This is a genomic window from Amycolatopsis sp. lyj-84 (assembly GCF_046549075.1).
Classification (GTDB): domain Bacteria; phylum Actinomycetota; class Actinomycetes; order Mycobacteriales; family Pseudonocardiaceae; genus Amycolatopsis.
On the sequence record NZ_JAJPWO010000017.1, the window covers coordinates 43,530 to 55,334 of the forward strand.

At 69.1% G+C, this 11,805-nt stretch carries 12 protein-coding genes; 9 read left to right on the forward strand and 3 right to left on the reverse strand.

Annotated elements, in window-relative coordinates:
• The first annotated feature begins 140 nt into the window (after positions 1-140).
• Positions 141-1,079 (forward strand): threonine/serine dehydratase, encoded by a 939-nt coding sequence (locus ACLJRM_RS37275; protein ID WP_410665746.1) that lies wholly within the window; start codon positions 141-143, stop codon positions 1,077-1,079.
• Here ACLJRM_RS37275 and ACLJRM_RS37280 read toward each other — a convergent pair.
• Positions 1,076-2,590: an MFS transporter gene (locus tag ACLJRM_RS37280; protein ID WP_410665747.1), complete on the reverse strand. Its 1,515-nt coding sequence runs from the start codon at positions 2,588-2,590 to the stop codon at positions 1,076-1,078. The genes ACLJRM_RS37275 and ACLJRM_RS37280 overlap by 4 nt on opposite strands.
• Positions 2,591-2,771: 181 nt before the next feature.
• A complete protein-coding gene (locus ACLJRM_RS37285) occupies positions 2,772-3,527 on the reverse strand; it encodes a GntR family transcriptional regulator (RefSeq protein ID WP_101610953.1) in 756 nt (251 codons plus the stop codon).
• 140 nt (positions 3,528-3,667) lie between these two features.
• On the opposite strand from ACLJRM_RS37285, the gene ACLJRM_RS37290 reads away from it, so the two are divergent.
• Both ACLJRM_RS37290 and ACLJRM_RS37295 read left to right on the forward strand, forming a co-directional pair.
• The gene (locus ACLJRM_RS37290; RefSeq protein ID WP_101613548.1) at positions 3,668-4,711 is read left to right on the forward strand and encodes an SIS domain-containing protein; all 1,044 of its coding nucleotides are present in this window, start codon (positions 3,668-3,670) and stop codon (positions 4,709-4,711) included.
• Positions 4,708-5,688, forward strand: a complete 981-nt coding sequence (locus ACLJRM_RS37295) for an N-acetylglucosamine kinase (protein WP_410665748.1) — start codon at positions 4,708-4,710, stop codon at positions 5,686-5,688. The genes ACLJRM_RS37290 and ACLJRM_RS37295 overlap by 4 nt, the downstream gene beginning before the upstream one ends.
• 84 nt (positions 5,689-5,772) lie before the next feature.
• On the opposite strand, the gene ACLJRM_RS37300 is transcribed toward ACLJRM_RS37295, so the two are convergent.
• Positions 5,773-6,477: a DUF3159 domain-containing protein gene (locus ACLJRM_RS37300; RefSeq protein WP_410665749.1), complete on the reverse strand. Its 705-nt coding sequence runs from the start codon at positions 6,475-6,477 to the stop codon at positions 5,773-5,775.
• A gap of 273 nt (positions 6,478-6,750) precedes the next feature.
• On the opposite strand from ACLJRM_RS37300, the gene ACLJRM_RS37305 reads away from it, so the two are divergent.
• The 6 genes from ACLJRM_RS37305 (at position 6,751) to ACLJRM_RS37330 (ending at position 11,671) form a co-directional block, all read left to right on the forward strand.
• On the forward strand, positions 6,751-7,602 hold the full coding sequence (locus ACLJRM_RS37305; RefSeq protein ID WP_101610956.1) for an SGNH/GDSL hydrolase family protein: 852 nt from the start codon (positions 6,751-6,753) through the stop codon (positions 7,600-7,602).
• Positions 7,603-8,239: 637 nt separating this feature from the next.
• On the forward strand, positions 8,240-8,962 hold the full coding sequence (locus tag ACLJRM_RS37310; protein ID WP_233222935.1) for an OmpA family protein: 723 nt from the start codon (positions 8,240-8,242) through the stop codon (positions 8,960-8,962).
• Positions 8,963-8,969: 7 nt separating this feature from the next.
• Positions 8,970-9,410: a hypothetical protein gene (locus ACLJRM_RS37315; RefSeq protein WP_410665750.1), complete on the forward strand. Its 441-nt coding sequence runs from the start codon at positions 8,970-8,972 to the stop codon at positions 9,408-9,410.
• A gap of 91 nt (positions 9,411-9,501) precedes the next feature.
• Positions 9,502-9,978, forward strand: coding sequence for a DUF6932 family protein (locus ACLJRM_RS37320; RefSeq protein WP_101610959.1), 477 nt, complete (start codon positions 9,502-9,504; stop codon positions 9,976-9,978).
• Positions 9,975-10,859: a hypothetical protein gene (locus ACLJRM_RS37325; RefSeq protein WP_101610960.1), complete on the forward strand. Its 885-nt coding sequence runs from the start codon at positions 9,975-9,977 to the stop codon at positions 10,857-10,859. The genes ACLJRM_RS37320 and ACLJRM_RS37325 overlap by 4 nt, the downstream gene beginning before the upstream one ends.
• A gap of 161 nt (positions 10,860-11,020) precedes the next feature.
• Entirely contained in the window at positions 11,021-11,671 is a 651-nt protein-coding gene (locus ACLJRM_RS37330; protein ID WP_101610961.1) for a hypothetical protein, read from the forward strand.
• The last annotated feature ends 134 nt before the right edge of the window (positions 11,672-11,805 follow it).

An 11,805-nucleotide genomic window follows, 5' to 3' on the forward strand; every position in this document is an offset into this window, starting at 1 on the left:
TGCAGCTAGTCGATCCTCACCCGGTCCTAACGAATAAGGCGCATGGGATGCTCCGTTCGTTGTCCACACGTGAGGAGCGCCACGCCGTCTGTCCAAAAAGGACTGTCCAGAGTTCACGATTCCTTGACATAATAAGGCATATGGAATTGGTCTCAATCGAGGAAATCCGTGACGCGGCCAGCCGGATCAAGGGCGCCGCGGTACGCACACCGTTGCTGGAACAGACGTGGGCGCCGTTGTGGCTCAAGCCGGAAAGCCTGCAGCGGATCGGCGCTTTCAAGGTTCGTGGCGCGTACAATGCGATCGCCGCGCTCGACGAAGATCAGCGCGCTCGCGGGGTCGTCGCGTTCTCCAGTGGCAACCACGCGCAAGCGGTCGCCTACTCGGCGAAACGGTTCGGGATTCCCGCGGTGATCATCGTTCCGGACGTCGCCCCGCGCGCGAAGGTCGAAGCCACCAAGGCGCTGGGCGCCGAAGTCATCGAGGTCCCGATCGACCGCCAGCAGTCTTCGGCGCTCGCCGTCGCCGAAGAACGGGACCTCACCCTGATCCCGCCGTTCGACCACCGCGACGTCATCGCCGGCCAGGGCACCGTCGGCCTGGAGATCGCCGAAGACCTGCCGGACGCCGAAGTCGTCCTCGTCCCGCTCAGCGGTGGCGGGCTGGCCTCGGGCGTCGGCACGGCGATCAAGGCGCTGCTCCCCGGCACGAAGGTCATCGGCGTCGAGCCCGAACTCGCGGCCGACACCGCCGAGGGCCTGCGCGCGGGCAGGCGGATCGAATGGCCGATGGACCTGCGGGCGAGGACCATCGCCGACGGTCTGCGCGCCCAGCCGTCGGACCTGACCTTCGCCCACCTCCAGGCGGTACTCGACGACGTCGTCACCGTTTCCGAGGAGGAGATCCGGGAGGCCGTCCGGACGCTGGCGCACCGCGCCCGCCTGATCGCCGAGCCGAGCGGTGCCACCGCGACCGCCGCGTACCTGTTCCACCGTGACGCGTTGCCGCCGGGGAAGACCGTGTCGGTGGTTTCGGGCGGCAACCTGGACCCGGCGACGCTGGCCGAACTCCTGGCTTAGGGCGCCGAGTGCCCGGCGGGACGGACGTGTGTCGGCGGCGAGTCCACCCCGCAGTGGAGGCATTCGCCGGGATGCGGCGACTCGGCGGTGTCGTCGGCTGCCTCGGACGGCGTGTCGAGGACACCGTTGTGGATGCCGAGCGCGATCAGGCCGCCGCCGATCGCCAGCGCCGCGCACACCAGCAGCGCCGTCCGCCAGCCCGCGGTCAGCGCCACCGGATCGGTGTAGGCGGCGCCGGACAGTCCGGCGACGGCGGGCAACACGGCGATCGCGAGCAGCCCGCCGGAGCGGGCGATGGCGTTGTTGACCCCGGAGGCCACGCCCGCGTACCGGTCCGGCGCGGCGGCCAGCACGGTCGCGGTCACCGGCGCGACGACCGTCGCCAGCCCGGCACCGAACACGACGACGGCGGGCAACACCGACCCGAGATACGAAGACCCCGGCTCCACGCGCATCAGCAGGAGCATGCCCACACCGACCAGGATCGGGCCGACGACCAGTTGCGCGCGCGGCCCGATCCGCTGCGCCAGCGCGCCGGACCGGCCGGAGAACAACAGCATGATGACGGTGATCGGCAGTCCGGCGAGCCCGGCCGCGGTCGGTGAATAGCCCAGCGACACCTGCAGCTGCATGACCATCAGCATCATCACGCCGCCGAGTGCCGCGTAGACGACGAAGGTCAGCGCGTTGGCGAGGCTGAACGTCCGGTCGCGGAACAGCTTCGGCGGCACCAGCGGGTCGGCCGAGCGGTGCTGGATCACCAGGAACGCCCCCAGCCCCGCGACCCCGAGCACGATGGCCACCAGGACGACGACGTCCCCGATGCCGCGTCCGGGCGCCTCGACCAGCGCGCCGGTCAGCCCGGCGAGGCCGATCGCGCCGACGGCGGCCGCGGTGAAGTCCGGATGCCCGGTCGCCTCCTCGTCGCGGGACTCGGGCACGTAGCGCCGGGCGAGCAGGACGCAGACGACGGCCAGCGGCAGGTTGATCAGGAACGCCAGCCGCCACGACCACACCTGCACCAGCACGCCGCCGAACAGCGGGCCGATCGCCGCGGCGATCCCGCCGAGCCCGGACCACGCGCCGATCGCGCGGGCCCGGTCGTCGTGGGCGAAGGACGCTTGGAGGATGGCGAGGGAGCCGGGCGTGAGCAAAGCTCCCCCGATCCCTTGGAGGACGCGCGTCGCGACGAGCATCTCGGTCGTCGTCGCGGCGGCGCACAGCCCGGACGCGATCCCGAACCAGACGACGCCGACGATGAACATCCGGCGGCGGCCGTAGCGGTCGCCGAGCGAGCCGGCGACGAGGATCAGCGCGGCGAGTGCGAGCAGGTAGCCGTCGAGGATCCATTGCAGGCCCGCGACGGACGCTTCGAGTTCTTCGCCGATCCTCGGCAACGCGACGTTGATGATCGTCCCGTCGAGCATCGCCATGCCCGAGCCCACGATGGTCGTCGCGAGCACTCCGCGCGCCACCGGCGTCCCCCAGCGAATCCCCACCCCGTCAGTCATGGAACGACTGAATCACGCCCACCCGCACCGAGCCACAGCGGAACAAGCACCACGAACAGAAATACCTGACACGTCAGAGATTCAGCGACCGAACGACCCGAACCGGCGGACCCTGACTACTCGAAGCGCGTCAGCGCGACGAGGAGTCCGCACAGGCGCGCCCCAAGCAATTCAGCGCGCCTCAAGGCAACAGCGTGGTGACGAATTTGTAACGGTCGCCCCGGTAGATCGCCCTCGCGAACTCGACCGGTTTTCCGTCGGTGGCGAAAGAATGCCTCGAAAGGAGCAACATCGGCATTCCGACGTCGGCGCCCAGCATCTCCGCTTCGTGCGGTCCGGCGAGCGCGGTCTCGATCGTTTCCTCGGCCCTTTCCAGCTCGACGCCGTAATGCTCCCTCAGCACGGCGTACAGCGAACCACCTGCGGAAACATGTTTGCGCAAACCGCGGAACCGGCCGAGCGGGAGATGCGTGGTCTCCAGTGCCATCGGCTGTGAATCGGCCAGCCGGAGACGGCGAAGACGAAGGATTTTCGCGCCGACGCGGATTCCCAGCAGTTTCGCCAGATCCGCTTCCACCGGCAGTTCGTCGATCTCCAGCAGCTTCGACGACGGCTTGAGGCCCTGCTTCTGCATGTCCTCGGTGTAGGACGACAACTGCAGCCGTTGCGCGAGTTTCGGCTCGGCGGCAAAGGTGCCCTTGCCCTGGACGCGGTGGAGCCTGCCCTCGGCGGTCAGGTCGGCGAGCGCCTGCCGGACCGTGGTGCGCGAAACGGTGAATTCCCCCGCCAGTGCCCGTTCCGTCGGAATCGGCGAGCCCGGCGGCAACGCGTCGAGCAGATCGAGCAGATGCTGTTTCAGCGCCCAGTACTTGGGTTCGCGCTGCCCGCGCATCCCTGCCGTAGCGCCCGCCTCACTCGCGGTGGTTGTCTCCAACATGACCGACTCCCTAAGCCTTCCCACTCAAACGCGCACCTGCCCCGCTAGGAAACGTACCCTTCACCACAAACGTCCATTCGGGCTAGCATTGGTCTAGACCTACTCGGGGGACGAAGTACGTCCCGGTGGAAGGGAACGAGATGACCGAACAGCGCCCCGGCGAGCACATGGCCGCGGAGATCTCCCAGCAACCCGCCATTCTGGCAGGAATCGTGGAGCGACAGGCCGAAATCGCCGAGGTGGCCGAAGCCATCTCCCAGCGCCCGCCCAGGTTCGCACTGCTCGCCGCCCGCGGCTCCAGTGACCACGCCGCCCTGTATGCGAAGTACCTGATCGAAGTACTCCTCGGTCTCCCCTGCGGTCTCGTCTCGCCCTCCACCGCGACTTTGTACGGCGCCCGTCCCGATCTGCGGGACGTTCTCTTCATCACAGTAAGCCAAAGCGGTGGTTCGCCGGATCTCATCGAGGTCACCGAAACCGCGCGTCGCCAGGGAGCGCTGACCGTCTCGGTCACCAACACCCCGGAGTCGCCGCTGCGTGCCGCCGCCGAACTCGGCGTCGACATCGGCGCGGGACTGGAAAAGGCCGTGGCCGCCACGAAGACCTACTCGGCGACCTTGCTCTCCCTTTATCTGCTGATCGACGCGGTCCGCGGTGGCAAGGGCGAGGACGCGGCGAAGCTGGGCGAACTCGCGCAGCAGACCCTCGACAGCGCCGACGAAGGCGTTCAGCGCGCGGTGGACCGCTACCGCTTCGTCGACCGGGTGCTCACCACCGGCCGCGGCTACTCCTACGCCTCGGCGCTGGAGGGTTCCTTGAAATTGGCGGAAACCAGTTACCTCGCGGCCCGCGCGTACAGCGGCGCGGACCTGTTGCACGGTCCGGTCGCCGCGGTCGACGGCGAGACCGCGGTGCTCGCCGTGACGAGTCAGGGACACGGCGTGGGCGCGATGCAGGAGGTCCTCCAGGCCGTCGGCAAGCGTGGCGCGGACGTGCTCGCGGTCGGCTCGGCTTCCGCCGACGTCCCCGCGGCGCTGCGGATCGGGGTCGCCCCGTCCGCCGAAGAGGTCGCGCCGATCCTGGAGATCCTGCCCATCCAGCGGATCGCGCTCGGCCTTTCGCTGGCGCGCGGCGGTGACCCGGACAGCCCCCGCGGGCTGCTCAAGGTGACCAAGACCCGGTGACCCATGTCGTAGGGGTGGACGCCGGAGGCACGTCGACGCGAGCGATCGCGGTCGACGCCTCCGGCGTCGTTCTCGGCACCGGGCGCGCGGGCGGGGCGAATCCGAACTCCCATCCGCCCGCCGAAGCCGCGGCGCGGATCGCGAGCGCGATCACCGGCGCGCTGGGCGCGCTGGACCCGGCCGCGACGGCGGCGTGCGTCGTCGGCATGGCCGGGGTCAGCAAGCTGAGTGATCCGTCGATCGCGGAGATCTTCGCGACCGCGTGGAAGGACACGGGGATCAGTCCTGTGCGGACGGTCCCCGACGTCGAGGTCGCCTACGCGTCGGCCACTTCCGCGCCGGACGGTTCGGTGCTCGTCGCGGGCACCGGGTCGATCGCCGGGCGGATCCGCGGCAGGCGCATGGTTTCCACCGCCGGCGGCTACGGCTGGTTGCTCGGTGACGAAGGTTCGGCGTACTGGCTCGGCCGCGAAGCCGTTCGCTCCACTTTGGATGTTCTGGGCCGCGGCGGCGAACCCGGCCCGCTCGCGCGCGCCGTCCTCACCGAGGCACTCGGACCGTCCGCAGTGGACGCGTTCGACCCCGAAGCCCGGACGGCGCTGTGGCGCGCGCTCATCACGAGCGCGAACTCCGAAGCGCCGATCCGGCTCGCCAGATTCGCCCCGTTGGTCAGCGAGGCCGACCGCGGCGGCGACCCGGTGGCGGACGGGATCACCACCCGCGCGGCCGCCTTACTGGTGACGAATGTCATGACCACGCGAGAATCCGGCGAAACCACGCCGATCGTCCTCGTGGGCAGTGTGCTGTCACCGGAGGGCCCCGTCGGGGCGAAAGTCCGCGCCGAACTCACCGGCATCGAGGTCCTGACCAGCACCGACGGCGTACTCGGGGCCGCGTGGCTCGCCGCCGTCGAGGCGTACGGGGAAGGGGCGCCGCGACCGGCGCGGACGGCGGAAAACACCAAAAAAGAGCCCTAAAAGACCAAACCATCGACTCCGGACCCGAACTCCGGGTACCGTAGGACCCGGCCCCCGGACCCTCCCCCCTCGCCGGGGGCCGCCTTATGTCCTGGGTAGCCCGTCGGGCTCGGAGCCGGAGGGGTTCTTTCCCGCCGCACCCGCGTCGCCGTCGTCCTCCACGACCCGCAGACCGGGGTGTTCCGGCGGCAGCGTCCGGTAGAGCACCCAGCCGCTCACGGCGACCGTCACCGCGACCAGCGGCCAGGACAGCACCGTCCGCGCGATGCCGAGCGCGACCACCTGCCCGCTCCACCACAGCGAGCCGTAAACGACGACTCGCAGCGTGTACTGCAGGAAGACCCACACCCAGCTCGCCCGTGAATACGCGCGCAGCAGTTCGGGATCACGGCGCCAGCGGGTCTTCTGGCCGATGACGAGCCCGACCACGACACCGAGCAACGGCCACCGGATCACGATGCTGGCCGCCCACAGCAGCGCGCTGGCCACATTGGACAGCAGCTGGATGAGGAAGAAGTCTTCGGCGCGGCCGGTGTGCAGGGCGATCAGCGCGGCGGCGATCACCGCGGCGAGACTCACGACGACGGCGCGGGCCTTGTCACCGCGTGTGACCCGGTACGCACCGAGCAGCACCGCCACCCCGATGGCCGCTCCGGCGCCCCAGGCGATCGACTGGCCCGCGATCAGCCAGCCGACGACGAAGGCCGCCGGCGGGATACTCGCGTCGATGGCGCCACGCCGCCCGCCGAGGATCTGGGCGAGCGACTCGCGCGGGGGTCGGTAGGTCACCCTTACAGCCTGCCGGATCCATGACCCCGGACACCCGGGCGGGGAGACGTTCGCCACACACCCTGTCCGTTTCACACCCACTTGAGGGGAATCTCCGCAGCCCAGGAGTGTACATCCCGGTAATGGGGATGCATGGACGTCCGACAAAATAAGAGACTGTGTCAACGGGCTGAACCACCGGTTTCGCTCAGGTGGGATTGCAGGGGCGCTCTCAGCTGTTAGTTGTGGTGTACAAGTACCAACCGGGGGCACACGGACGGAAGGGGACCCAACGTGTACGGATTCGACAGCTACGTGGCGATCGGTGACAGCTTCACCGAAGGACTCAACGACGATCTGCCCGACGGCACCTTCAGGGGCTGGGCGGACAGGCTCGCGGAGATCCTGGCCGAAGGCAGGCCCGATTTCCAGTACGCGAACCTCGCCCTCCGCGGGAAGATGCTCGACGAGATCCTCGAAGAGCAGTTGCCGATCGCCCTGGCGGTGAAGCCCGACCTGGTCACCCTGTGCGCGGGCGGCAACGACATCATCGTGCCCGGCGCGGACGTGGACGCCGTCGCCGCGCGGCTGGAGGCGGGGGTCGCCAAGCTGCGCGATGCCGGGATCCCGGTGCTCATCTTCAACGGGCCGGACACCAAGTACCTGTCCGTCATGCACGTCCTGCGCGGCAAGGTCGGCATCTACAACGCGCATCTGTGGGCGATCGCCGACCGCCACGGCGCGAAGATGGTCGACATGTGGGCGATGGGCCCGCTGCACGACCGCCGCGCCTGGAGCGACGACAGGCTGCACTTCACCCCCGAGGCCCACCGGCGGATCGCGCTGCGCGCGGCCGAGGTCCTCGGCGTCCCGGTCGCCGACGACTGGCGCGAGCCGTGGCCGGCGTCCGAGCAGCCGAGTACCTGGATCACTTCGCGCCGCTCCGACCTCGAGTGGACGAAGGCGCACCTGCTGCCGTGGATCCGGCGTCAGCTCAAGGGCGAGTCCATGGGCGACGGCCTGTCCCCGAAGCGCCCCGAACTCGCGCCGCTGCTCCCGCTGGAGCAGATCGAGTCCGCGGCCGTCTCCCTCCCGACCGAACAACAGCTGCGAGCGGCGCGGGAGATCCACCACCACGCGAGCTGAACGAGCCGCGGTCTCGCGCCGGTACAGCTGGTCGTGAGGGCCGTGAAGGGCCCCTTGCCTACCTTGACCGTAGTGATGGAGGACTTCACTACCTTCATGATCGCCACGACCGCCACTTTCGCCCCACACGCACCAGCAGCCACAGCGGCCGCGCGTGAAGGCCACCTCCACTGCGCTAGACGCAATGAAGGTGGCCATCACGTACTTCAAAGCGACGTTGTGGCTGGACCCAAGGTGAGCGAAGGCGTGACACGCGTGATTGGGGCCGGATCACGCGTGATCGTCGCCCGAACACGACACGTTCGACCTTCCCCTCGATAGCCCGAAGCGCCACTCACGACCAGCCGCACCGACTCGGCACTCACACCCTCCTCGCCCCGCCGGACCGTTCGATGTCACTCAACAGGGTTATGTCCCGCCTCTCCGTTGACCCCACGCCGGAGGCGGCGCGCCCAGCGGGCACCTCGCCCCGGCCACGCACCCGACACCGCAGGCCAGGGACACGCACCACCTGCTGAAGACGATCGACCGCGGGCGGGCGACACCCCGCGGATTCACCCCAACGGCCGCCTGACACTGCGCCGGACGTTGTAAAACCCGGCTCGCTAACCGGCCGAACCCGGCTTACAGTCCCTTCATGCCCGGTACACGCTGGAGCCGCTTGCTGCCTACAGCGCTGCTGGTCACGCTCGCCTTGACGGCGATTTCCGTCTGGTCGGCCTCGGATGACATCGAGGCCGAGCTTTCGGCGCGCGCGAAGGACGCGCTCGCCGATGTCGGTGTCTCCGGCGGTCAGGTGAGCTTCTCGGGCCGCGACGCGAGCCTCGCCGGTTTCCCGCCGGACAAGGCCGCGCAGGCGATGGACGCCATCCAGCGGATCGACGGGGTCCGCACGGTCGAGATCTCCGGTGACACCGCCCCGCCCACCGGCCCGGTGACCACCAGCGGCGAGCCACCGAGCCCGTCGCCCGCTCCGTCGAGCCCGCCGTCCAGTCCTGCGCCGACGTCGGCCAAGCCGACGGACAAGGCCGGGTTCCAGGCCGAGATCGACCGCCTGCTGGCGGCCACCCCCATCACGTTCGAGCCGGACACCACCGAACTGACCGCGGACGGCGAGCGCGGCGCGCTCGAGATCGCGAAGCTGCTCACGGACGCGCCCGCCGGGGTGCGGTTCCGGATCACCGGGCAGGTGGCGACCGGTTCGGACAGGAAGCTCTCGATGAGCCGGGCACTGACGGTGGAGCGGCTTCTGGAGCGCAACGGGGTCAAACGCGACCAGGCGTACTCCACCCAACGCAGGACCTCCGACGGCGCGAACGGCGAGGGCCGCCGCGTCGACATCACGGCAGAACAGAGGTGATGGCTGAATGCTCTGGCTCTTCGGACAGATCTGGCTCTGGCTGCTCATCTCCTTCGCCCTCGGCTGCGGCGCCACCTGGCTGATGATGCGCGGCGAACGACGTGAGCGCCCGGCTCCCGAACCGGCGGCCCGCGAGCCCGAACGCGCCACCGGGCTCCAGGCCGTGCCCGACCCCGAGCCCGTGCCCGAGCTGCTGTCGACCGAACAGACGCAGTTCATCCCGCCCGCGCGGATCCAAGGCGACGACGAGCCGTACGACCAGGAGGCGGAAGGTCACCGCGAAGGGCAGCTGACCCCGGAACCGGTGCGGGCCTACCGCCCGAAGGAACCGGAACCGGCGGGCCGGAACGGCGACCGCGGCCGCGAACCCGAACCGGTCTGGCCGAGTGACGAGGACTGGCCGCCCGCCGGACGCGCGCCCGAACACCGGCCGGGGCAGGGCGGCTGACACTCGCCTGGTAAATTCGGCTACGCACTGTGAGCGTGACGCCGGGTACGTTTCTTCGATCGAGAGCTCCGGCACACGAAGGAGGCTCCGATTGGCGCTCCCGTATTGGACGCCGCACAACCTGCTGCCTCCGGGCCGCCACCCCGCCGATCTGGCCGACGTCTACGAACGGCTGGTCTTCGACGCACCGCACCAGAACGACCGTGAAATCCTGTTCAGCGCGTTGAACAGTTATCTGGGGGTCGCCCGGCGGATCATGCCGACCGGCCGCGCGTGGATCGGCGGAGATCTGACCGCCAGGACCCCGCACGCGCCGCTCGGGCTCGACGTGGTGCTGATCCCCGACGAATGGGGCGCGCTCAAACGGCTCGACGACACGGGCCGCTCGGCGCTCTACGGGCTGCTGACGTTGCGGGGGGTCATCGTCGGCCAGCCCGCCATGTATCTCGACCAGGTCCAGCCCGTCGGCGGCATGCTCGACGGCTTCCTCTGCCGCCCCGGCGACGAGGAGATCTGGGAAGAAGTGTGGGCATCGGGTGGCAGGGGAATTCCGGAAGTGATCTGGTGAGGAACGAATTCCGGCGTATCGCCGACGAGATCCCCGGCGGCACCTGGCTCGACGACCTCGCCCGCGCGTCGGCGATGGCCGCGTACGCGAAGTTCGAGCGGACGTCCCGTTCGCCGTTGCTTCGCGTATCCGTGATCGGTGAGTCGCATCTCGACGCGTACACCTTCTCCGACATCAGCCGCGCGCTGCAGGACGCGACGGCGAAGATCGGGCACATCATCCGCAACCCGTCGGGTGAGGTGACCATCGTCCAGCCCGCGGACCGGGAGAAGGCCCCGCTGATCCAGCGCGGCCAGGCGGGCAACGCGATCTTCTTCGGCTTCCCCGAGCCGGCACTCGAAGACGCGCTCATCCACGACGGGATCGAGTCCCTGTCCGAGCGCGCGGTCAAGGAACTGTGCGACTTCCTGCCCGCCAACGGCTCCGACGACGGCGCGCTGGACGCGGTGCTGCTGCAGCGCGACACCGTCCGCAACGCGGTCAGCGACATCGTCAACGCGGTCAGCAAGCACGCCGGGATCGGCATGGCGCTGACCCCGACCGCGGGCGAGGAACTGACCCGCAGCATGACCACCGAGCAGGCGAGGATCCTGTCCGGGAGCCTGCGCGAGTCGCGGGAAGCCGTCGGCTACGAGACGGTCAGCGGCAGGCTGGACGGGGTCCGCACCCGGCGCCGGATCTTCTATCTCGAACGCGAGTCGGGCGGCACGATCCAGGGCGCGGTCGCGCCGGATCTGCTCGACGAGATCAAGGAGAACCTGGACCGGCCGGTCACCGCGCGACTGCGCGTCGTGCGCACCACGACCATCGACGGCCGCCGCGGCCGCCCGGTGCACGAACTGCTGGAGATCACCCCGGAAGTCAGTCTGTTCGATCAGTGATCGGGTTTCCGACATTCGGCGATGCCACAATTCTCGTCAGAAAATATCGATAACCGCATGATCATCGTTCAATAATGACTTTTTCCGGCAGGTAACAATTTCGGCCATTGCCCCGAACGATGGGTTAACGTCTTCGGACGGAAGCCTCCGAAAGGGCACGTATGCCGACCGATCCACCTCTCCCGCACCCGCCCGCCACCCGCTACGGCCCGGGGTTCGCCACACACGGGACCCGGCACCGAAAGCCCAAGAACGGCCTGGTCATCGCCGGTTTCCTGGTCGGACTCGCGGCACTCGTGGTCGCCTTCGTCCCGGTCGCCGGGGTCGCCGCCTGGCCGCTCGCCGTAGTCGGAATGATTCTTTCCGTAATCGGTTTGACCAAAATCAAGAAGGGCGAAGCGGACAAGAAGGGAATGGGCGTCGCGGGGCTCGCGCTTTCCCTCGCCGGTTTGCTGGCCGCAACCGGGTTACTGGTCTACACCAACTTCTTTGCTACTGGTCAGTCGGGACTGCACATCCCGGCGGTCTCCGGGGACAAGAACACCGTCGAGTTCGTCGTCAGCGCGTCCGGCGGCGCGACCGTCCGGTTCGGCGCGCTCAACGACCAGCGGACCGAAACGACTCCGGCGAGTACCGACGAATGGCGCGGCACGGCGTCCTTCAACTCGGGCGATTACATGCTCACGGTCACCGCGGACACCCGGAACTCGTCGGTCAGCAACCAGATCGCCTGCACGATCCTCGTGAACGGCAAGAAGGTGGCGGAAAACAAGGGCCAGACCATCGCCCTGTGCACCGCGAGCACCGGCTGATCTCCGCGTTCGGTCCTCTGGATGCGGTACTTGCACGCGCAACCACCGCATCCAGAGGACTGAATGCGGGAAGGCCGCCTGGCGGCCGGCCGGTATCGCCCCCACCTCCACCGGCCGGACCGCCACGAGCCGCT

Excerpts from the sequence above, each read along its gene's own strand:
- ACLJRM_RS37275 (WP_410665746.1), top strand. The coding sequence starts at position 141 with ATGGAATTGGTCTCAATCGAGGAAATCCGTGACGCGGCCAGCCGGATC.
- ACLJRM_RS37280 (WP_410665747.1), bottom strand. The coding sequence starts at position 2,590 with ATGACTGACGGGGTGGGGATTCGCTGGGGGACGCCGGTGGCGCGCGGA.
- ACLJRM_RS37285 (WP_101610953.1), bottom strand. The coding sequence starts at position 3,527 with ATGTTGGAGACAACCACCGCGAGTGAGGCGGGCGCTACGGCAGGGATG.
- ACLJRM_RS37290 (WP_101613548.1), top strand. The coding sequence starts at position 3,668 with ATGACCGAACAGCGCCCCGGCGAGCACATGGCCGCGGAGATCTCCCAG.
- ACLJRM_RS37310 (WP_233222935.1), top strand. The coding sequence starts at position 8,240 with ATGCCCGGTACACGCTGGAGCCGCTTGCTGCCTACAGCGCTGCTGGTC.
- ACLJRM_RS37315 (WP_410665750.1), top strand. The coding sequence starts at position 8,970 with ATGCTCTGGCTCTTCGGACAGATCTGGCTCTGGCTGCTCATCTCCTTC.
- ACLJRM_RS37330 (WP_101610961.1), top strand. The coding sequence starts at position 11,021 with ATGCCGACCGATCCACCTCTCCCGCACCCGCCCGCCACCCGCTACGGC.